Raw genomic sequence first — 20,392 nt, 5'->3', positions numbered from 1 at the left:
CGTTCGGGTAGGGGATGCCGGCCTTGTCTCGGATCTCTACATCGGCGTTTCCCGGGGCACCCGGTGTGCGGAGAGGGAGAAGGGATTCGCCTCGCACCTGCAGGGCATTGACCACGATTCCGCCCTGCCCCATGAGTTCTGTGGACAGGATCAGGCACGGCGTCGTATTCCACGGGCCGATGTGCATGCCTTCGGTCAGCTCGGCGCCCTTTGCCAGCTGCTGGACGGTGGTGCTGCGGGTGCGCCCTCCTCGTTTGCTCGGCTTCTGGTGGTTTCCCCGGCAGGCTACAAGCGGGGTCCGCCGGAGTCCCCAACTATGGTGCGCTGCAACGCGATTGGTGGCAGCATAGACATGAAAGGACGGATGCGGCGGAACGGCAGGGGAATGCTGGCGGAATCACTAGTGGCGCTGGCCACCGCGGGATCGACAGCTCTCGTCGGGGCCATGGCCACGGATGCCTGGCAGGTCACCCGGACCGGTGTACTGGGGCTCTTCGGGCGTTCCAGCACAAGCTCGCGGGACGGCACTGCGGCGCAGCCCGTTGGCGGCACGGCACCGGAGGAGGGCGGGACGGAGGCCGTCCCCGCCGCGGACGGCCGGATCGCACTGGTCGCGGCGCAGCTGGACGGCGACGCCGCCCTCGTGGCGCGGGCCGACGACACGGCGGCGGCCCGGCGCAGCCTGCTGCCGGCCTGGCAGCTGAGGGTGCAGGAGCTGCTGCGCGAGCACCCGGAACTCGCGGGCGAGCTGAGCGACCTCACCGAGCGGATGCGGCGTTCGTTGCCCGAGGAGGAGCAGCAGTGGGTGATGCACGTCGTCGCCCACGATCACGCACAGGTGTTTGCCTCTCAGGGTGGCAACGTGATTGTCCATCAGGAGCGGAGTGAGCGCGCTTGAGTTCCCAGTACGTCACCGCCACTGGCGGGTTCGCGTACGGGGTGATCGGCGCCGATATCCACGTCTTCGGGGACGGTACGCCGCTGTACGTGCTGGAGCTGTGGCGGCCGCCGCCCGCGCTCGACGACGAGTGGCTGCGCGAGCAGCCGAGCCGGATGCTCAACGCCCGGTTCGCCGTGGTCGGGTTCACCGGCCGCGAGCAGGAACTGCGGGAGCTGCGCGAGTGGTGCACCCAGGAGCGAGGCCGGGCCGCCCGGTGGCTGCACGGGCCCGGCGGGCAGGGCAAGACGCGTATGGCGCACGAGCTCGCGGCCCAGATGGCTGAGCTCGGGTGGACGGTGGCCGCGGCGGTCGAGGGCCCGGGCGGTGTCCTGCCGCCGCCCGGCAGCCAGGACCTGCGCCCGGACGGCACCGCCGGGCTGCTTCTCCTGGTCGACTACGCCGACCGGTGGCCGCTGTCCTCGCTGACCTGGCTGTTCAGCAACGCGTTGCTGCACCGCACCGATCTCCCAGTGCGGATCCTGCTGATCGCCCGCAGTACGGACATCTGGCCGGCGCTACGGGCCTCGCTGGTGAACGAGCAGGTCTCGTTCTCTCAGCAGCTGTTGCCACCGCTCGTCGCGAACGGCCCCGACAGTCCCAGCAGAGCCACCGCCGCGGAGCCCGAAGGACGTCACACCATGTACCGGGCCGCCCTGAACGGCTTCGCCGCTCGGTACGGGGTCCCACCGCCGCGCAACGGCCCGGCCGACCTGGGCCACCCCGAGTTCGGTCTGGTGCTGGCCGTCCACATGGCCGCCCTGGTCGCAGTCGACGCGCACGCCACTGGCCGTACCCCGCCCGCGCCCGTTCCCCCGGCCACCTTCGACCCGGCCGCCGTACCCGCCCTGCCGGGCACCGCCAGACTGGCCCTCTACCTGCTGGACCGGGAACAGCTCAACTGGGCACGTCTGTACCGGGAGAGGCGCCACGGCCGGATCGCCACTCCGCCCGCCACGATGAACCGGGCCGTCTTCACCGCCGCCCTCAGCGGCCCCCGGTCCCCCGATTCCGGGACCGCACTCCTCAACGCACTGTCTCTGGGGCGCCCCACCGCCGAGGTCCTCGCCGACCACGCGATCTGCTACCCGCCATCCGATCCCGTGCGGGCCACCGTCCTCGAACCGCTCTACCCCGACCGGCTCGCCGAGGACTTCGTCGCCCTGACCCTGCCCGGCCACCGCGCCGCGTACCCGGCGCAGCACTGGGCCCCGGAGAACGCCGCGGTGACCACCCGCCACGACGACCTGCCCACCCGGGCCGTCACCATGCTCGCCGCGGCGGCCGAACGCTGGCCACACGTCGGTCCACGCTGCTTGTTCCCGCTGTTGGACGAGAATCCGGATCTGGCCGTGGCCGCCGGCGCGCCTGCCCTGCTCGCCCTAGCCAACCTCCTCTCCATCCCGGACGAATTGCTGGGCAAGGTGCTCAACCGGTTGCCCCGCCCGACCCCGGCCGACCTGGAGGTGGCCGCCGCCGTCCTGCGGGTCCGCCTGTTGGAACTGCTGCTCGACGTGGCCGACGGCCCGGGAGCGATGGCGGGTGTCCTGGTCAACCACGGCAACGACCTCAGCCTGCTCGGCCGCCAGGAGGAAGCGGTCCGCGTCGTGCTGCGGGCGGTCAGTGCCTTCGAACGCCTAGCCGTCGAGCAGCCGGAGATCTACGAGGCCGACGTCGGGAAGTCCCTGACCAACTACGTCAACCTGCTCGTGAAGACCGGGCGGGGGACCGAGGCCGTGGCCGCCCAGGAACGGGTGGTGGGGATCTTCCGTCGCCTTCACGGGCTGGACCGGCCGCGGTACGACCTTGACCTCGCGACCGCTCTGGCCAACCTTGCCACGCACCTGGAACGCGCCGGGCGGTGGACCGAGGCGTACCGGGCCAACCAGGAGGCGATCGAGCATTACCGCCGACGGGAGGCCGACGACCCGCGCTTCCGGGCCGGCCTCGCCATCGCCCTGACCAACGCTGCGGCCCTGACCCTACGGAGCGCGGCCGACACCGACACTGTCGTCGAGCGGCCTCCGTCCGGCGCCGGGGCGGGAGGCCCGGCCTCCACGCCCGGTGACGGCACCGAGACGTCCTTTGAAGCCGTCCGGATCTGGCGCGAACTGGCCGACGCCGACCCCGTACGCCACCGGCACAACCTCGCCCTCGCCCTGCTCAACCTCCGCAGCGAACTCGTCGACGCCGCACGCCACGAGGAGGCTGTCGCCGCCATCACGGAGTGCGTTGGCCTCTACCGCCGCTTAGCCGGCGACAACTCTCTGACGTACCGGCAGCATCTCGCCAGCGCGCTCGGCCTGCTCTGCAGGAGCCTCACGGCCGTCGGCACCCACGACGAGGCCCTGGCTGCCGGCGCGGAGTCCGTCGGGCTCTGGAGGCAGCTCGCCGCAGCGAACCCCGACGAGCACGAGAGGGACCTGGTCGGCGCCCTGCACAACCAGAACGACGCCCTGCGGGCCGCCGGACTACCCCAGGACCCCGAGGCCAGTGCGCGCTCACCACGGGTTCACCTCAAGGACCGCGTGCTGCAGCCCGGCACCACGGTCGAAGTGTCGGGCTGGGACCGCGCCACCGAGCTGTCGGCCACCCGCGACAACCTCCTCCGCGTAGCCGACCAGTTCGCCCGCCGACAGGACTGGCCGACGTACTGGGAGGCCGTCTGCCGTTGCTCGCTGACCGACGCCGCCCGGCTTGCCCACCGCATCCCCGTGCGCCGCTGGCACCCTGCCGACGCGGTCGACCGTGCGCTGCTGGAGGCCCTCCGCTCACTCCCCGCCCGCCGCACCGCCACTCTGATTGCCGATGCCTCCGCGGGCGCGAGCACCCGGCTCCCGGCCGAGCTGGACCTTTTCAACGAGGACTTCATCTCCTTCGCCCACGGCAGCGACGCCCTGGCGGTCGCCACGACCGCCGACGGCTACCAGGAGACGATCGAGACCCTCGACCTGCGCACCGGCACCCGGAGCACCTTGCACACCGGCCCGCCCGATCACAGTTCGATCACCTGCGTCGACGCCTCGACCGTCATCGCCTTCAGGTCACCCGGCCATGGCAGGACGTACGAACTCGTCCGCCACACCGGTCAGGGCACCACTATCCTTGCGCGAGCGGCCACGATGGCCGGCGCCAGGGGGGCCACGATGCTCTTCGGCTACGTAGCCGGCCTGCATCTTTTTCCCGTCGCCCTGGTCGACGAGGGCCTCGGCTCCGCCTCGCCGGATGCCCTTCGGCAGGTCGACCTCAGTGCCTGGGGACTCTCCAACGGCACCCTGATCGCCGTGGACCCCGAGGGGACCAGGCTGGTGCTCTGCGACGGCTACGTCCTGGTCGCCGCCGACGCGCTCCTCGGCGGCGCCCTGGCCATCGGAGGACCGGTACAGCCTGACGCGATCACCGACCTGACATTCGTCGGCCGCAACCAACTGCTCACCTCCGGCCAGGAAGGCGGGCTGACCCTCTGGCAGCTCGGCGGATCGCACATGCGGCCCCATGTCGAACGGGCCACGCCGCGCATGGAGCACCTGTTCTCCGTACCGGAGTGGGACGTCGTCGGTGGCAAGGCCCCCGGCGAAGGACGTGTCCACTTCCTCGACCCCGATACCCTCGCCCCGCGGCCAGCCCCACCCGCCCTCACGGGCACCGAGCACCTCAACCTCATCACCACCTCCCCCGACGGCCGGTACGTCGCCTACGCGGGACAACTGGCCGTCGGCGAGCCCATCCAACGCCGCGATTTCGACTGGCACAGCCGCGTGTACGACCTCGACCACGCCGGCGCGGTTCTCCAGCGCCCGCTGACCGACCTGCGCCTCGCCGCGACCGGGCACCTTCACAGCGCGGAAATCGAGGCCCGCCGCACCGGCAACACCCACCTGCAGCACCTGTTCACCCTCGCCCTCGCCCTCGCGGAGCGCTCCCCGGGCGACTGACCCCGCAGTACGGCCGGGCTGACTCTGCGACCGTGAACGGACCCGCGCCCCGCGGCGTCCCCTCCCGTCCGATCCGCAGCTCCTCACTGGTCACGAGGGCAGGCGCGCCACAGCTCCCAGGACGGGGGGAAACCCAAGGAGAAGCGATCCGGGGTGCCCGGCGCCGTGCCGGTTCCTCCGCCCGAGCCAGCGAACCGGTCCCGACAAGCCCTCCCCGGGCCGGTTGACTCCGGGAATTGCCAATTCGCTGCCATCACACTGTCTGCCCGAAGCTGGGCCATCCTGACCCGCCACGTCCGCGCCTTCGCTCTGCCCCTCACCGGCGTGCGAGACGACGGGCCGGTTCAGGCCGAATGCAGCGAACGCACACCCGCCACTGGCTCGCATGTTCGATACTTTGTCATTCTGGCAGCCCGGTGCCCACAAGGCGGTGAGTTCCTGGCGCGCACACCGGCGGCGGCACCGGCGGCGGTGTCCGTGGCACCATGCCCGCTGGTGTTCCCGCCGGCGCGCGGGGGCGGCGCCGACGGAAGGGAGCCGCTTCGCGTTCCACCTCCTGCTGAGCCCGCTCGGCCTGCCGGCGAGCCCGTTCCAGCTGCGCGCCCGAAGGCGCGGAAGCCCGCGGACGTGAACCGGAGCGTGTGGTGCGACTCGTGCTGGTCCGGCGGCGCCCGCTGCCCAGTGCGCTGGAGGCGTAGAGGGGACCCATCCCAGATGAGAGTGTGGTCCGCCCGCCGCCCACATTCACCCTGGCGATCCTCGGCCCGATGGATGTTCGTACCCCTCGGGTCGATACGCGCACGCTCATTCCGGGCACGCCGACGCGAAATCCGAAGCCCATGGGCCTCCCTTCTGCGACGACGAGTCTGTCAGTACGGGGGCTCCGATGTGTGGGAATCGCGGCAGCCCAGGGGCATCGAGAATACGGCGCTTGCTGTACCGCCACGTATTTGGGGTGCCGGTAAGAATGCTGTCACCAGCCGCAAACGGCGAGGGTCACGTGCGGCGACGTGCGGCGGGGTCGCGTTCGGCGACGTGTCGGGCGACCGAGTCGACGCCGGGGCGGGCGTATCGCTCCAGGGAGCGGACGGAGGCGTGGCGGGAGCGGGCCAGCAGCATCGGGGTGGAGGTGCCGTCCTCGGCGTCGTGTGTCAGGGCACTGTGACGTAGCCGGTGGAGTGTCCACCCGTCCAGGTCCTCGATGTCCTCGGCTGAGGCGAGGGGGTTGGCCAGCAGGCGGGTGTTCTCCTCGAAGATCTCTTCGGCCCGGCGGTAGGAGAGCCGGGCCCGGCCGGTCTCCGGGCACACGTCCAGCGTCGGCGTCCCGGCGGGGGCCTTGCGGTCGGTGAGGAACAGCGGGCCGCGGGTGCGGCGGGCTATGAGGCGGGGCAGGAGCTGGGCGGTGCCGGACTGCCAGTGAATCCACTCGGTCGCGCCGCCCTTGGCGGTGATCCTGCCGCGCTTGTCCTGCGGGTACAGGTCTTCCACGTTCAGGCACAACGCCTCATCTGCCCGTGCGGCACTTTCGTAGAGGAGCTTCCAGAACGTCTTCTCTCTGAGCCCGACGTCCAGGCGCCACAGGGCGGCGATCTGGTTCTCGGCCAGGGACTTGGTGCGGTCCGGCGGCGCCGGCCGCCGCTCGATGCCGATCGTCGGGTCCCCGACGATCCAGCCCTGGCGCTGCCACCAGCCGATCGCCTTGCGTGCGATGGACAGCTCCCGGTTGACGGTGTCGGCGTCCATCGCGTCCGCCCGCGCCGCCGCCAGTTCGGCCAGGACCTCCGGCAGCGTCGGGTCGTCGATCGCAGCGACGGGGAAGACGGGCGGCTTCGCGCCCCGGCGGGCGGGTCCGGTCGGCGCGGGTTCGCCGGCGAGCATCCACCCCCATGTCGTGAGCGAGATCCGGTAGATCCGTGCGGGGGACTTCGCGATGCCCGCACCGGTGAGGTACCGCTCGACCGCCGCGGTGTACGACGAGGGCGGGGCGGACAGTGGCACAACCCGGGCGCGCGGCACACGCAACGCGCCCTGGCTCCCGAGTTCGGTCACTGGTTCGATCGCTATGCCCGTCCCGCCCTTCCGGTCCTGCCGCAGTAAATGCGTACACCTCACCTGCGGCGGCCGGAGAGTCCGCCGCAGGTCGCGAAGATCACCGTAGGGGCTCTGCCGCAGTAAATCCGGCATTTACTGCGGCACGACACGGACGACCGGCCAGTGGCCGGAAGTCTGATAAGCCACGCGGAATCGAAAGCGGAACAGCTGCTACCGCCATCCGCTGTACCGTCGGCCCTTGCGCCGGGGCCGACCCCGAGCATCACGCAGTGCTACATGTCCGTTCGTCGTAGGTGTACGAGAACAGGGGCGGATACGCGAGAAAGTCAGCAGATCGGACCACCATGATCGGGTCATTGGTTAAGGAAGCGCTTGACTATAGATGTGTACCGATTCATAGTTAAGGACATGCCTAACTATGGCGGATCGCTGGATCGGGTGTTCCAGGCGCTGGCGGATGGAACGCGCCGGGCGATGGTGGAGCGCCTGATCCGCGGGCCGGTGTCGGTCAGCGAACTGGCCAGGCCACTGGAGATGTCGCTACCGGCGGTCATGCAGCACATCCAGGTGCTGGAAGCCTGCGGGCTGGTCAGATCCGAGAAGATCGGCCGCGTCCGCACCTGCCGCATCGAGCCGGACGTGCTGCGGACGGCCGAGGACTGGCTTGCCGAGCAGCGCATGTCCTGGGAACGGCGCCTGGACCGGCTTGGCGACTACCTGCTCGTTGATCCCGGCACACCGGAGCAAGGGAGCTTGTGATGATCGACCGTTCTGTCACGCACGCCACGTTCACCCTCGAACGCCTCTACCCGGCCACGGCGGCCCGGGTGTTCGCCGCATGGGCCGACCCGAAGGCGAAGGCCCGCTGGTTCTCCACGCCCGACGCTGACCATGAGCTGGACTTCCGGGTCGGGGGCCGGGAGGCCAACCGCAGCCGTCCGGACAGCGGCCCATCGTTGACGTTCGAGTCGTTGTACCGCGACATCGTCCCGGACGAGCGCATCGTCTATACCTCTGTCCTGCACGTGGGGGAGGACCTCGCGGCGGCGTCGCTGACGACCGTGGCGTTCTGCCCGGCCGATGGGGGCACCCGACTGGTCCTCACCGAGCAGGGCACCTTCCTCGATGGCCGGGAGGAGCCCTCCTGGCGGGAGCTCGGCACCGGCGACTGGCTCGACGCGCTGGGCGTCGAGCTGGATGCGAAAGGGCACGAGTGAGCCCGCGGCCGTCCCCCTCGAAGTGGCGGGTGCTGGTGTTGCTGGGCACGGCGTTCTTCATGACCATCCTGGACGGCACCAGCCTGCTGACTGCCCTGCCGGCCATCGAGCGGGAGTTCCGGGCGCACGGCACCGCCGTCCACTGGGCGGTCACGGCCTACGCGCTGGCCTTTGCCGGCCTGCTGCTGTTGTGCGGCCGCGCCGCGGACCTGCTCGGCCGCCGCAGGGTCTTCCTGGCCGGAATGTCGCTGCGCGTGCTGGCCTCGCTGGGATGCGGGTTCGCCCCGTCGGTAGAGGCGCTGGTCGCAGCCCGCGCTTTGCAGGGTGTGTCGGCCGCCATCATCGCCCCCGCAGCCTTGTCCATGGTGATGAACGCTTTCGCCGAAGGCGCCGAGCGGAACAGGGCACTGGGAATCTGGGGCGGGATCGGAGGATTCGGTGCCACCGCCGGGCTGCTGCTGGGCGGCCTCATCACCGATACGCTCGGCTGGCAGTGGGTCTTCTGGATCAACGTCCCGGTCGGGGCGGTGGTGCTGGTCCTCGCGCCGGTGATGCTGATCGAGAGCCGGAACCAGGCGCGTGTCCGCTCCCTCGACCTGGCCGGGGCGTTGACGGTCACTTCGGCGCTCGTGCTGTTCGTCTACGCCATCACCAGCGTCCCTGACGTCGGGTGGTCCAGCCACCACGTCCTCGGGCCACTGGCGGGTGCGATGGCGCTGACCGGCTTGTTTGTCGTGATCGAACGGCGGTCCAAGGCGCCGCTGGTGCCGTTCGGGGTCCTGCGGTCGCGTTCCCTGGTCGGCGGCGACCTCCTGCTCCTCGTCACGGGCATGGCGGTCGACGGCATGCTCATCGTCCTCACCGCCCACGCACAGTCGGTGCTCGGCTGGTCGCCCGTGCGGTTCGGCCTCACGGCCGGAGTGATGACCATGGCGGCCGTGGTCGGCGCTCTGGCCTGCCAGCGGGTTGTGACCAGGGTCGGCGTGCGTCCGGTCGCGACCGTCGGCACTGCCCTGCTCGGCGGAGCCTGCCTGCTGCTCACCCGGGTGGTGTCCGAGCACAGCTCACCGGAACTCTTGACTTTTGCCCTGCTGGTCTTCGGGGCGGGCATGGGCACCGCCACCGTCTGTGCGCAGATCGCCGCGTTCACTGGTGTCGCCGAACGGCACTCCGGTCTGGCCGCCGGACTCGCCGATACCTGCTTCGCCGTCGGCACCGCCCTCGGCGTAGCCATCGCCGGCAGCGTTGTCGCCGCGCACGCACCCACGCCTGGGACCGCCGCGCCGCAGACGCTGGTTCCCGGTCATCAGGCCGCGTTCGGCGTGGTCGGCCTCGTCGCGGCACTGGGCGCGGTCATCGCTCTGGCCATGCTCGGCAAGCGATCGGCACCGGTCACCAAGGAGACCGCGGCGCCTCCCGTTGACCAGATCGTGGCCGACCGCATTCCCGCCTGACCCATTGAGGAGCTTCCATGTCCGACCGTGACCCGGTTGCCGAGCTCGGCCCCTTCAGCGACTCCGGCGCCGACGCGACCCCCTGGCCGACCGCACTGCGTGAGCTCCAGCAGGCGCGACTGTTCTGGCTGTCCACCGTCCGCCCCGACGGCCGGCCCCACGTGACACCGTTGCTGGCCGTCTGGACCGGCGGCGCCCTGTACTTCGCCACCGGCGACCAAGAGCGCAAGACGCGTAACCTCCACGGCAACCACCACTGCGTCATGACAACCGGCACGAACGTCCTGGACGGTCTCGACATCACCATCGAGGGACGTGCCGAGTTGGTGCGCGACCCGACTGAACGCAGCACCACCGCCGACGCCTACGAGGGCAAGTACGGCGACCTGCTGACGAGCCCGGACGGCACCTGGCACGGCCTCGGTGACACCATCCGCTCCGGCAAGGTCCTGCTGTACCGCATCGGCCCGGAGGCCGGATTCGCCTTCGGAAAGGGCGAGGCGTACAGCCAGACCCGCTACCGCTTCCAGCACTGACCGTTGGATTTCACGGCCGCGTGTCAGGCAGCCGAGCACCGGCCACCATCGCAGAATGAGGATGTCGGGCTCGCTCTCGCGCATCCAGCACGACGTGCGCAGACCGCTCCGGCGGACCTGGCGGTTGGTCCAGAAGGCGGGTTGGACGCCGGACCGGTGGGACTCTCGGTCATCGTCCGGCAGGCGCCACCACGCGGGCGAGGTCAGCACGGTGACCCAGGCACGGGCCCGGGGCAGCCACGGTGTCGGGGTCGCGCAATGGGAGACGCGGGCGCGGCCCGCGCGCAGTGCCGTACAGGCGCAGGTCCATGCGTTCTCCACGGTGGATCGCGTGGTCTGGTCGGCCGGGGCCCGGGGGCCCGGTACGGCGGCCGCGGCGAGGTCGAGGCGGGCGCCCATATCGAGGTTCACCTCACCGTATGGCCGGACATGGGACCAGAAGAGCGGGGTCAGGCCCCGCCGGTCAGCGGGCGTGAGCAGGTCCGCCCACTCCGGTTCGCCGAGGATGTCCTGGAGCATCAGAGTGTTCACGTATTCTCTGAACTTCGAAAATCGTCGGCCGCGCCCGTGGTTGAAGGTCACTGTCGGCGTACTTGGTGAAGTGAAGTGCTCAGCCGAGTACGGATGAATGTGCCCAGCAGCGGGAGCCTGTCAGGGGTCCCTTGACCTGAAGTGCGGTTGAGCTTCTAGCGTGTCCTCCAGTTGATCACCTGACGACGGGAGAAGACGCTCATGATTCTCGTGACGGGAGCCACCGGGAACATAGGAAGTGCTCTGCTGAAGGGGCTGCACGAGTGCGGTGCCGGGCCGCTGCGGGGGCTCACTCGAGATGCTGCGCGGGCCTCATTCCCCGTGGGGGTCGAGGTCGTTGAGGGTGACTTCGCTGCGGTAGCTTCGCTGAAGCCCGCGCTGGAGGGGGTGCACTCGCTGTTTCTGGTGTCGCGTATTGGCTCAGATGCTGACATCCTCGCCGCCGCCCGGCAGGCAGGTGTGGAGCACGTGGTGCTTGTGTCGTCCATTACCGTCCAGACCCATCCGCACCTCGGTCCCGCCGGCGAGAACCTGGCTGTCGAGCAGCTACTCAAGGGCAGCGGGATGGCCTGGACGATTCTGCGGCCGACGCAGTTCGCCTCGAACGCCCTGTGGTGGGCGGCGTCAATCCGCGAGCACCAAGCGGTCCGGGCGCCGTATGCGGGCGTCGGGCTCCCCACGATCCACCCCGCGGACGTTGCGTCGGTGGCGCGGGTAGCACTGACCGAGCCCGGTCACCAAGGCCGGACGTATGCCCTGACCGGTCCGGAGCGGGAGACTGCCCGGCAGCAGGTGGAGGCCATCGCGGTAGCACTGGAGCGGGAGGTGCCTTTCGTCGAGATCAGCCGGGAGGAGGCCCAGCGTCACATGGCTGCGTTCTTGGGAGACGAGGCCGCCGATGCGGTGCTCGATGTGACGGGCGGGGACGTCAACGACGAGCTGTTGCAGGTACGCAACACGGTTTCGCGGGTCACCGGCTCCCCGGCCAGGCCATTCCATCAGTGGGTTTCGGAGAATGCCGCAGCTTTTCGTTGAGTCGCCTGGTCCTGAGCACGTTCATGCGTATTCAGCTGGGAACCTTCACGTGCAAGCCGACTCACGTCTGGTTCTCCGCGGCTGTGACCGTGCGGGCAGCGATGTCGCGGAATGCGGGAATGCCGAGGTTCACGGCGGTGGCGGCCCGACGGTCACGTTCGCCGAGCTCGGCGAGCTTCTGCCGGGCCCCGGCGAGACTGACCTTGAGCCCTTCGACCTCACCGAGCCAGCGCTCCCGTTCGGCTTCAGCGATGCGGTCGAACAGGTTGTCGCGGATCTCCGCGATGCGGTCGGCCTGTGCGGGATCGGGGCGAAGGAGGCTGCACCTCAGGCAGCTGTGCTCGTGGACACAGCTGGTTCCGTATGCGCGTCCGCAATCGCCCAGGGCGACCCGGCGGCGTTCGAAGTGGCCGAGGAAGTCGTTCCGCTCCTCGTCGGTGGGAGTCCGGTACTCCTCGCTGGGACGGGCGGTGCGGCGCCGGGCGATGAACGCGCGGTGGCCGTTGATGACCTCCTCGGGATAGACCGCCTTGTATCCCATGGTGGTGTTGATATCCCGATGGCCGACCACGAGTTGGGCGATGTGGGGCGGCATCCCGTTCATGATCGCATCCGTGATGAACAGCCTGCGGAAGTCGTGGGGAGTGAAGGTCAGCGGCCGGTTGCCGACGTCGGTAAGCCCGGTGTGGGCGAGCGCCTCGGTGAGCATCTTCCTGATCCCGGAAAACGGGATGGGCCGGTTCTCCACTCCGACGTGACGTTGAAACAGCAGCGGCATCGGTGGGTTCCAGACGCGTTCGTGGCTGTCGTAGGACACCACGAGCGGGACCGCTCCGGTGGCATCACGGATGCGGCTGATGATCGCGCTGAGCACGTCGGCGAGCTCAGGACTGATGACGAGCAGGCGTTCGGCGTCGGTCTTGGACGGGGCGATGTGCAGGAGAGGGATGAGCTCGCCGGTGCCCGGCAGCCGGTACTGGACAAGGCCCTGATGGGAGAGTTCGGTCAGTTCCTCGATGCGGATTCCGGTGTGCCGGAGGACTTCGATGATCGCCCAGGACCAGAACGCCCGGTGTTCCTCCAGGGTGAGGTCACGGCGGCGTCCGGTCTCGGGGTCGTCAGCCCAGACCTTGGCGGCCGGGTTCTTGGTGACCGGCCGGTGCCAGGTCTGGCCGGCCGCTGTGAAGTCGGACCCCGGACTGGTGGCCTGGGCCGCCTTCAGCCGCGCGGCTGCCAGCCTGCGCTCGGTGTCGACCGTCTGCACCAGGACCGGCAGAACAGGCAGCCGTTCGCGGGTCCGCTGGTCCATGCGGGACTTGCGGCCGGAGCGTTCCTTCCGGCGCGACATCTCTTCTTCCCGAATCGGGCAGGGAGCCGCCCAGATGCCCCAGCGCGTGGGGTCGTCCATCGCCCATTGAGCGAGATCAAGGTAGAAGGCCCGGACCATGGCCACGTAGTTGATGCCCCGATCGGCGCGCGGGGTGTCCGTCTCGACGCTCTGACCGTTGGCGGTCTTGCTGCGGGTCTTCGTCATCGCGATCCGCTGCTTCCATGCGGCCGCGACGTCGGGCGTCAGACGTAGTGAGTCGATTCCCGGGTGATGGTCCTCCAGGTCCTTCCAGAACAGCTTGCCCAAGCCGAACGCCACGGCCCGCAACGAGGTGTAGTCGAGAGAGGGCCTGCGTTCACGCAGGTAGTCGACGAGGAGGTCGCGCAAGGGGCGGCAGGCGATGTCGTAGCGGTCGATCATCTGCTCGACGCTGATCTGTCCCTGGTTCTTGGGGTTGAAGATACGGACGGTCGGCAGGGCAGCCTCCGGGAAGACGCCCGTCGCGTGCAGAAGCTGGTAGAAGTACACGCTCGTGTCCGTCGAGCGACCGCCGACGCTCGGCAGCAGGGCTGCCAGCTCAAGACAGTCCCCGACGGTGATATCGCTGACCGTGCCGCCCTTGGCGGCCATCATCGTGGCAATCCGGCGCAACGCGCCGTCCTTGGTATGGGAGTTGGCAGGGTCTTCCCGGCAGAGGGCGGCCAGAGCCATGAACCCCTGAGGGTCGCGGCTGCGGGCCATCTCGGCGGTCAGGATCTGCACTGTCCCGGGAGTCAGCAGCCACGACAGGCTCGGGTGGATGACGTCACCGCTGATCAGCGGCAGCATCCCGCTGCCCAGGGCGTCGAAGTCCTTCTTCGGGTCCTGGTAGGACCAGCCGGTGGACTGGAGCCACCCGGCCGCCAATCGCCGCCAGGCGATGTTGCCGACCGCGTCCGCGCCGCTTGCCATCCACCGGTCCTGCCAGGTCTGTCCGGGGTACCGCTCCAGCCAGGCCAGGATCTTGGTCATGCCGGTCTTGCGCCGGGCCTGAGATGCCGAAGATGCAAGAACAAACGGCGACGCGAGCATCTGTTCCATCACCTGCTCGCACGACTGCTCGGTCGCCTTCCAGCTCTGCTCAGGTCTGCGGGGCGGGAAGCTCTTCAGCATCGCCGCCATCTCAGGGCTGTACTGCCGCTGCGGGAAACGTGCTGTGGTCAGGACCTGGGTAGTCACGCCGTGCCCTCCCCCGAACAGGACGTTCAACGCCTCCGGCCGATACGACACCGTCGAAGAGGTCCCCTCTGTTCCGGTTGCCGGTGATACCCCTGCCGCCCTGCGGGCGTGGTGGGCGAGCACTCCCGCGATCACGTCCTCGGGAAGCGGGTTCAGGTAAAGCTGAGTGGTGGACAAATGCGCATGACCAAGAACCCACTGCACGTCCGTGATCGGCATGTCGGGATCACGGGCCATCCGGTAGGCCGCAGTGTGCCGCAGGTCGTGCAGGGACCAGTTGGCTCCCAGCGCCGCGTTGGCGCGGCGGAACATCCGATACGCGGCGTGATAGTTCAACTGGCGAAACGGCCGCCGCAGCGTCCACCACAGCGGATCACCGCCACCTGCGGGGACCAGGCCGTGCATCTGCGCCTGATAAAGCCTTAACCAGACGAACGCATCAGGCGAGGCCGGGACCTGCTGAATCGCCCGTGTGCCCTTCCGAACTACCGTGATCAGCTGCTGCCCGGGGTCGGCGTCGCCGTACTGAACTCCGAGGAGCTCCGATGCCCGCGCGCCCGAGGACACCCAGAAGGCCACCAGTGCCCGGTCCCGATGCGATCCCAGCTGGGCGAACAGCTCGTTGAACTTCTCGTCGGGGATACTGCGTGGAACTCGCTGAATCTGCCGAGGCCGATACAGGCCCGTCCGCTCGTTGCGGTAGAGGTCCATCGGATTGTGGTGGGCATGAGCTCGGTCACCACGACGGGCCAGCGGGAACGGGTTGACCATCGGCCCCGACCCGGCATCGCGGTGGAAGTCGTAGAAGCCGCGCAGCACACTCTCGCTGTGACCACGCGTGGCCGACGCATAGGTACGGGCCGGCCCCGTTTTTCCCGTCACCAGGTTCGGGCCTTTCGCGGCGACCACGGCCCCCGTCTGCCCCGGCTTGTCGCTGATCTGGATCCAGCGGGAGAAGTCCCGGGCCTCGTCCCGGGTCGCCTAATGGGAGCTACGGAACCGGGGAATGCTCGGTTCTGTAGCCGCCAGCAGGTGAGCACTTTGGTTGCCGGAACTTCGAGTTCTGGGATCAGACCGTGCCCCTGCTGGTCGGCCGGAAGGCCATGACCGCTGATGGGATGGCGTGCCCGCCTCAGAGGCGTGAGCACTGGATCCATTAGGCCGCGCGCCGCGCCTTCCGCAGGCTGCACCGCCATGTGAAGTACTGACTGGGGAGGGTCTGTTGCTGCTGATCGGTGATGACTGGGCCGAAGACCACCATGATGTCGAGGTCCAGGACGGGACCGGCCGGAAGCTGGCTGCCGCGAAGCTGCCCGAAGGGGTGGAAGGCGTCGCCAAGCTCCACGAGCTCGTCGCCCGGCACGGTGGTGAGGACCTGGACCCTGCCGACGTGGTGGTGGGGATCGAGACGGACCGCGGCCCGTGGGTGCAGGCTCTGATCGCCGCGGGTTACCAGGTCTATGCGATCAACCCGAGGCAGGTAGCCCGGTTCAAGGAACGGTATGGAACCTCCGGCGCGAAGAGCGACAAGGGCGACGCCCACGCACTGGCGGACATGGTCCGCATCGACCGGGACCAGCTGCGGCCGGTGGCTGGTGACAGCGAGGCGGCCCAGGCCGTCAAGGTCGTCGCCCGAGCCCATCAGACCCTCATCTGGGAACGTACCCGCACCTTCCAAAGGCTCCGCAACACGCTGCGCGAGTACTTCCCGGCAGCCCTCAGTGCCTACGCGGACCTGACGCTGACCAGCACGGACGCGCTGGAACTCCTCATCAAGGCGCCCACGCCCGCAGCGGCGGCGAGGCTGACCCGCTCCCAGATCACCGCTCCGCTCACCCGGGCCCGCCGGCACAACCGGGCTCAGAAGGCGGCCACGATCCAGGATGCGCTGCGGGAACAGCACCTTGGCCTGCCCGAGCCGGTCACGGCCGCTTACGCGGCCGCGGCCGTGGCTCACGCGCGGCTTCTGATCGCCATGAACGAGCAGATAGCCGAGTTGGAAGGGCAGGTGAGGGCACATTTTCTCGCGCACCCGGACGCTGAGATCTACCTCTCGATGCCCGGCATCGGTGAGATCACCGGCGCCCGGGTGCTCGCCGAGTTCGGAGACGACCCGGCCCGCTACGCCAGCGCGAAGGCCCGCAAGAACTACGCCGGCACCAGCCCGATCACTCGGGCCTCGGGCAAGAGCCACACCGTCCAGGCCCGCTACATCCGCAACAACCGGCTTGCTGACGCTCTGCAGAGCCAGGCGTTCTCCGCGCTCAACACCTCACCCGGAGCCCGCCGCTACTACGACAAGCAACGCGCTCGCGAGGCCGGCTACAACCCGGCCCTGCGACAGGTTGGCAACCGCCTCGTCGGCATCCTCCACGGATGCCTCAAGACCCGCACCCCCTACGACGAAGCGACCGCCTGGTCACACCACGCACACCCCCATCCCGCTTGACGTCAAACGGCATGGGATGTCTGATCCCACGGGACCTCGATCGCCCACAGAAACCAGCGCAGCAAATCCATCCCGTACGAGCGTTGCGTCGTCGCAGGCCGTCCGATTGCCTGGAGGTCCCTCATGTACACCGCGACTGGCTCAACCACTTCGCCCGTCGGATCAAGCAGCCTGTAGGGCTCCCACACATCGCCGGTCTCCGTGAGTGAACCGACCCGCGGTACGACCAGCCACCTCAGGTCCCGGTCTTGCCCGTCTCTCTCGATCATGAGTCGGGACCGTAGCCACCTGCACCGCGAGCTGTCCCTTGAACTGCACAAACCCTCCCAGTAGTTCAGTCAACAGGTAGACCAGGGCCGATTGCAGAATCCGTAGGCACAGCACGAACATCTCCTGCTCGTCGCGCCGGTTCGAGGCGATCTCGCCGCCCTTGCCGTAGGCGATCACACTGTTCGCGCCGTTGGAGGACTCCATCACGTTCAGGCCCTCCTCGATCTCCCGCTGAAGGTCCCGAAGCCGCAGGTAGCGAGCCACGAAGATGGTCTTCTGAGCACGGCCGACCTCCAGCATCGCCGCGTAGGTGGGGTGGGAGGCGTTGCGGGTGAAGCGCCGCAGGATCGCCTCGGTGGACGCGGTCCGGGTCCGGATCGCGGTCGCGTACTTGATCATCTGGTCGTACTGCTGGGCGATGAGTTCCCAGCGGATCGGGCGGGTCAGCGCCGGAGTCAGCTGCGGGTAGGCGTCCGGTTCGCCGGCCACCGGCCGGTACAGCTTCACCTTGTTGATCCGCTTGATCCTCGGCAGCAGGTCGAAGTTCAGCAGCCTCGTGACGCCGAACCCGATTTCCGACTGGCCATGCGAGTCCGTGTAGTTGGCCTCCACGTCCATGGTGGTGCCGTGCCGCATCGCGCCCTCGATCATCGCGGCGACCTCGGAGGCGGTGCAGTTGATCAGCTGGGAATGGATGGCCAGGGACTTCTTCTCCACATGCCAGTAGATGAGCACCCCGCGGCCGCCGTAGCGCGAGTGCCACTCCGTGAACAGATTCTGGTCGTAGGCGCGCACGTGCGTGGAGTCGGAGGCGACCGCGGTCGAGCCCTGGCCCCACAACTCGGCGCTGCGGGCGGCGAAGGTGGCGTTCGCAATCTGGACTGCGATGGCACGGGCCGACTCCGCCGACAGGTACCGGCGCCGCACGTAGCGAAGCTCGTCCTCGGTGTGGCCGTGGCCGCCGGACGCCACGGCCTTGATCCCGGTGTTCGTCCCGTACGCGTAGATGACCAGGAGTAGGCGCTCGGCGAGAACCTCCAGGGAGAGGCTGCCGCCGCCGGAGGCGGAGGTGACCGCGTCCAGGCAGCCGGTCCGCAGCACCGCTTCCTTGAGCATGTCGACGAGCGGCACGATGCCCCACCGGCGCTGTACCTCGGCCTTGATCCTGCGCAGGTTGCGCGGCTCGGGCTGGGCCTCGGCCGCTGTGAACCGGATCGCCCCGGACTTCCGCTCGGCGATGTCCAGCCAGGACAGCTTCGGCATCTGGTCGTTGAGCAGGGTCAGTTCGGCCGTCATCTGCTCGCGCAGCTCGTCGACGAACACCGCGGCGTCCAGCGGCTTGCGCAGCTCCCGGTAGTTCTCCTCCCGCCGGGCCTCGAAGTCCTGCGGCAGGTCCTCATCCGGGTTGCGACACTTGTCGGCGCCGACCACCCAGATCTCCTTGCACTTGAGCTGATCGCGCAGAGCCTGGAAGGCGACGACCTCGTAGACCATGCGCACCACCCGGCGACGGCCCCGCTTGTCGGTGCGGTGCACGACCTCCGCCCAGTCCCCGCCCATCGCCTTGTGGACCGGCACCGTCTCGCCCAGCGGGTAGTACGTCGTGTTCCCCGCGTTCGCGTACCGGGCCACCAGCGCCAGGGCCTCGATCACCGGCCGGTGCGTGTGGTTGGAGGAACGGAACTCCAGCACGTCCAGCAGCTTGATCAGCCCGCGCCGGTAGTGGTTGGTGTACGACGCCTTCAGCGTCGTCTGCACCGTCCGTCGGTAGACCGGCCCGCGGGTCTTGAACTCGTGCACCAGCTCCCGCAGCGTCGCCTCGCCCCCGGACACCGCCGGGAACACGACCTGCCGTACGGTCCCCTCCGGGGTGTCGAGCGACGCCTCGGCGAGCTTGAAGAGGATGTTCTCCTTGCCCGACACCTTCTTGAACGCGTTGATCAGCTGCTCGGTGACCTTCTTCTCCGCCCTCGCCCCGATCCGGTGCACCGTGGAGATCAGCAGCTCCACCAGCGTGTCGGTGATCTCCCGTTCCCGCTCGTGCAGCAAGGCGGCCAGCAAGGTCACCCGTAGCGGTACCGGGTGCGTCCGCAGGTGGGAAGGCGATTCCACCGCGGCCCGCGCCCGCCATCCGGCCACGACCTTCGGCGCGACGTCGATGAACAGATCCCGTGGCAGGCCGATCGCCCGCACCGCCAGGAGCTTGTCGATCTCGGTGAGCATGGTCTCCAGGCTCACGTTGCCCGGCGTTTCCTTGACCTTCGCCAGCACCGGCGGCGCGTCCTCGCCCTTCGTACCGCCACCTGCGGGTCCGGCGTCGTCCTGGTCGGCGCCGGCCACCAGCGCCACGATCCGCTCGATGCTCTCCACGGTCAGCCGGGAAGAGATCAGGGCCGTCAGCGACTCCTCGGCCGCCCGCAAGGCGGCCCCCACGATGCGGTCGCACCGGCCCGGCGTGGGCGGCTCGATGCTCTCCGTGCGGCAGCGCGCCAGCAGTTCCACCCGGACTTGCTCGGGCCTGCGTTCCTTGTGCGCGACGTGCTCGGCCAGATACGCCGTCAGCTTCTCCGCGTCCGCGACGCTGCACTCACGAAAGCCGAGGTGCTCCCGGATCTGCGCGCGGTGGTACTCGGCCGTACGGCCCGTCCAGTCGTAGAAACCCAGCTCCGAGGCGGGTACCTGCACCTGCCGGGCGACGAACTCCACCGCCTCCCCCGCCAACTCGGCGCGGCCCCGGGGAAACCGGCCGTACTGCGTATAGAACTTCAGCAGCACGGCGAAGCCCAGTCGCGTCGCACCACGCTTGCCGGACACGAGGGCCTGCTCGTCCTTCAGCAGCGTCCAGTGCTCGACGAGTTCATCCAGGTCCAGCGGAGTACGGGCCACGATCGCTGATCGTCCTCGCAGAGCTTCACCCACCGCAGTCGAACGGCCGCGGACTCACCCACACGAGTGACGCCCTTGCAAGATCACCGCCGTTTGCGGCTGGTGACAGCATTCTTACCGGCACGTCTATTTGGGCAACGCCCTGGGTAACTGAATTGTGGTCTGCACCGGGCTCTGACTCGTGAGAGATCGGACGCGTGCGTCCTTTTCCGCCTTCGTCGATCACCAGTGCGGGGCGTAGCACCACCGGGCTGTTGAGGTGTGTCCCACAGGTAATCATGCCGTGGACTGGGCACTGTCTCACCGCTGACCGCCTTAACCTTGATCCACCGATCTTATGGCTGTGGATGACTCTTCGGAAAACAAGGAAGTGCCTTGTGACCTGCGATGATGGGAGTTCTTGAGGCTTCCAGCACGCACGATCGGCAAGGCACTTCCGAGATGCAAGTTTCCCATACTCCAGCGGCGGTCTCCGCCGCGTTCGATGACCCGAATCTGGTCGCGCATGCCGGGCTGGTTCCGGTGATGCGGCTGGCCGAACG

Annotated in this window: 11 protein-coding genes and 1 pseudogene; 8 read left to right on the top strand and 4 right to left on the bottom strand. The window is 68.9% G+C overall.

What is annotated here, in order from left to right:
• Positions 1–187 (bottom strand): annotated as a pseudogene (locus tag ACZ7IB_RS45740) (hypothetical protein); the annotation flags it as partial.
• 258 nt (positions 188–445) lie between these two features.
• Here ACZ7IB_RS45740 and ACZ7IB_RS45735 point away from each other — a divergent pair.
• Positions 446–898 (top strand): hypothetical protein, encoded by a 453-nt coding sequence (locus tag ACZ7IB_RS45735; RefSeq protein ID WP_470921061.1) that lies wholly within the window; start codon positions 446–448, stop codon positions 896–898.
• The gene (locus ACZ7IB_RS45730) at positions 895–4,872 is read left to right on the top strand and encodes a hypothetical protein (protein ID WP_470921060.1); all 3,978 of its coding nucleotides are present in this window, start codon (positions 895–897) and stop codon (positions 4,870–4,872) included. Before ACZ7IB_RS45735 ends, ACZ7IB_RS45730 begins: the two co-directional genes overlap by 4 nt.
• 996 nt (positions 4,873–5,868) lie before the next feature.
• On the opposite strand, the gene ACZ7IB_RS45725 is transcribed toward ACZ7IB_RS45730, so the two are convergent.
• Positions 5,869–6,921 carry a tyrosine-type recombinase/integrase gene (locus ACZ7IB_RS45725; RefSeq protein ID WP_470921058.1) on the bottom strand — a complete coding sequence of 351 codons (1,053 nt, stop codon included), beginning with the start codon at positions 6,919–6,921 and terminating at the stop codon, positions 5,869–5,871.
• 411 nt (positions 6,922–7,332) lie between these two features.
• Here ACZ7IB_RS45725 and ACZ7IB_RS45720 point away from each other — a divergent pair, with 411 nt between their 5' ends.
• The 5 genes from ACZ7IB_RS45720 to ACZ7IB_RS45700 all read left to right on the top strand — a co-directional run bounded on the left by ACZ7IB_RS45720 (position 7,333) and on the right by ACZ7IB_RS45700 (position 11,697).
• The gene (locus ACZ7IB_RS45720) at positions 7,333–7,683 is read left to right on the top strand and encodes an ArsR/SmtB family transcription factor (protein WP_470921056.1); all 351 of its coding nucleotides are present in this window, start codon (positions 7,333–7,335) and stop codon (positions 7,681–7,683) included.
• Positions 7,683–8,141, top strand: a complete 459-nt coding sequence (locus ACZ7IB_RS45715) for an SRPBCC family protein (RefSeq protein WP_402008010.1) — start codon at positions 7,683–7,685, stop codon at positions 8,139–8,141. Before ACZ7IB_RS45720 ends, ACZ7IB_RS45715 begins: the two co-directional genes overlap by 1 nt.
• Positions 8,138–9,595 carry an MFS transporter gene (locus ACZ7IB_RS45710; RefSeq protein ID WP_470921055.1) on the top strand — a complete coding sequence of 486 codons (1,458 nt, stop codon included), beginning with the start codon at positions 8,138–8,140 and terminating at the stop codon, positions 9,593–9,595. Before ACZ7IB_RS45715 ends, ACZ7IB_RS45710 begins: the two co-directional genes overlap by 4 nt.
• 17 nt (positions 9,596–9,612) lie before the next feature.
• On the top strand, positions 9,613–10,131 hold the full coding sequence (locus ACZ7IB_RS45705) for a pyridoxamine 5'-phosphate oxidase family protein (protein ID WP_470921054.1): 519 nt from the start codon (positions 9,613–9,615) through the stop codon (positions 10,129–10,131).
• Between the two features lie 732 nt (positions 10,132–10,863).
• The gene (locus ACZ7IB_RS45700) at positions 10,864–11,697 is read left to right on the top strand and encodes an NAD(P)H-binding protein (protein WP_470921052.1); all 834 of its coding nucleotides are present in this window, start codon (positions 10,864–10,866) and stop codon (positions 11,695–11,697) included.
• A gap of 61 nt (positions 11,698–11,758) precedes the next feature.
• Here ACZ7IB_RS45700 and ACZ7IB_RS45695 read toward each other — a convergent pair whose 3' ends face one another.
• The gene (locus ACZ7IB_RS45695; RefSeq protein ID WP_470921051.1) at positions 11,759–15,127 is read right to left on the bottom strand and encodes a tyrosine-type recombinase/integrase; all 3,369 of its coding nucleotides are present in this window, start codon (positions 15,125–15,127) and stop codon (positions 11,759–11,761) included.
• A 340-nt stretch (positions 15,128–15,467) separates the two neighbouring features.
• Between ACZ7IB_RS45695 and ACZ7IB_RS45690 the strand changes: the two genes are divergently transcribed.
• On the top strand, positions 15,468–16,694 hold the full coding sequence (locus ACZ7IB_RS45690) for an IS110 family RNA-guided transposase (protein WP_470921050.1): 1,227 nt from the start codon (positions 15,468–15,470) through the stop codon (positions 16,692–16,694).
• Between the two features lie 162 nt (positions 16,695–16,856).
• Here ACZ7IB_RS45690 and ACZ7IB_RS45685 read toward each other — a convergent pair whose 3' ends face one another.
• On the bottom strand, positions 16,857–19,850 hold the full coding sequence (locus tag ACZ7IB_RS45685; RefSeq protein ID WP_470921048.1) for a Tn3 family transposase: 2,994 nt from the start codon (positions 19,848–19,850) through the stop codon (positions 16,857–16,859).
• Between the last annotated feature and the right edge of the window lie 542 nt (positions 19,851–20,392).

This window comes from Streptomyces sp. NPDC037301, from assembly GCF_055602785.1.
Note: the sequence above shows the minus strand (reverse complement) of the source record. Positions and strands in the feature narration are given on the sequence as shown.

Bases quoted from the DNA above. Each gene is read 5' to 3' on its own strand.
- ACZ7IB_RS45735 (WP_470921061.1), top strand. From the start codon at position 446: ATGGCCACGGATGCCTGGCAGGTCACCCGGACCGGTGTACTGGGGCTC.
- ACZ7IB_RS45720 (WP_470921056.1), top strand. From the start codon at position 7,333: ATGCCTAACTATGGCGGATCGCTGGATCGGGTGTTCCAGGCGCTGGCG.
- ACZ7IB_RS45715 (WP_402008010.1), top strand. From the start codon at position 7,683: ATGATCGACCGTTCTGTCACGCACGCCACGTTCACCCTCGAACGCCTC.
- ACZ7IB_RS45705 (WP_470921054.1), top strand. From the start codon at position 9,613: ATGTCCGACCGTGACCCGGTTGCCGAGCTCGGCCCCTTCAGCGACTCC.
- ACZ7IB_RS45700 (WP_470921052.1), top strand. From the start codon at position 10,864: ATGATTCTCGTGACGGGAGCCACCGGGAACATAGGAAGTGCTCTGCTG.